The organism is Levilactobacillus paucivorans (genome assembly GCF_001437125.1).
Lineage (GTDB): Bacteria > Bacillota > Bacilli > Lactobacillales > Lactobacillaceae > Levilactobacillus > Levilactobacillus paucivorans.
Map to the genome: position 1 here is coordinate 1 of NZ_JQCA01000064.1, position 885 is coordinate 885.

Sequence of the window (885 nt, forward strand, 5' to 3'; positions counted from 1 at the left end):
TTAATAATATCTTCTTGTCTTTTTTGCAAAATATAAGTGTATAAGGAATCATACAAATTCTTTTTAATCTCGTCAGGTTCATTGACAGAAGCTTCAAACAATTCTTGAATATCAACTTGCCAAGGATCAGCAAGCATTTCATCAATTGATTTTAATACTTTCTTTTCGTCCATCTTAATGACTCCTAACATCAAAATAATGCTTTCAGTTTAAATTCACAGATCTTACAGCACCGTTATTCAAAATTTGTTACCAAGCTTATAAAGATTATCTGCACAAAGCAATTAAAAAATTTTGGCTTAAAACAGCGTAATCTGCAACACTTTTTAAATATTTAAAACATAACAATCCTAGTTAGGTGCAAACATAAATTGAATTAAGAATACATTCCATTCAACAACGGAAAAAATCGATTCTATGGTTATCAGCAGACCGAGTGAAACGAGGTCAAGGCGCACTTGCACCCCACTAAATTCTTGTGGGGTAAATCGTGCTAAAATCCTGTATTAGAAGTCGCCGATGGCGACAACAAGGTCAAAACCCATAGAATCAAAGGAAGACGGTGACTGACATGGCAATATTCAACATGAGTTTTAGTAATATTAGTGCTGGTAAAGGACGAAGTGCGATTGCCAGTGCCGCTTATCGAAGTGGTGAAAAGCTATTTGATGATAAGGAAGGTCGCCACTATTTTTATGCCCGATCGATCATGCCAGAAAGCTTTATTTTGACGCCAAAAAATTCACCTGAATGGGCGAGTGATCGAGAGCAGTTGTGGAATGAAGTTGAAAAGAAAGATCGTAAATCAAACTCACGGTATGCAAAAGAGTTTAACGTGGCTTTACCGGTAGAATTAAGTGAATCCGAACAGAAAGAATTACTGAC

Annotated in this window: 2 protein-coding genes; one reads left to right on the forward strand and one right to left on the reverse strand. The window is 35.9% G+C overall.

Annotation, left to right across the window (positions count from 1 at the left end):
- A partial coding sequence (locus tag IV54_RS06295) for a hypothetical protein (RefSeq protein WP_057878546.1) occupies positions 1-191 on the reverse strand: 191 nt, incomplete at its 3' end.
- A gap of 380 nt (positions 192-571) precedes the next feature.
- Between IV54_RS06295 and IV54_RS06300 the strand changes: the two genes are divergently transcribed.
- Positions 572-885: MobA/MobL family protein (locus tag IV54_RS06300; RefSeq protein ID WP_083488536.1), on the forward strand; the 314-nt coding region annotated here is incomplete at its 3' end.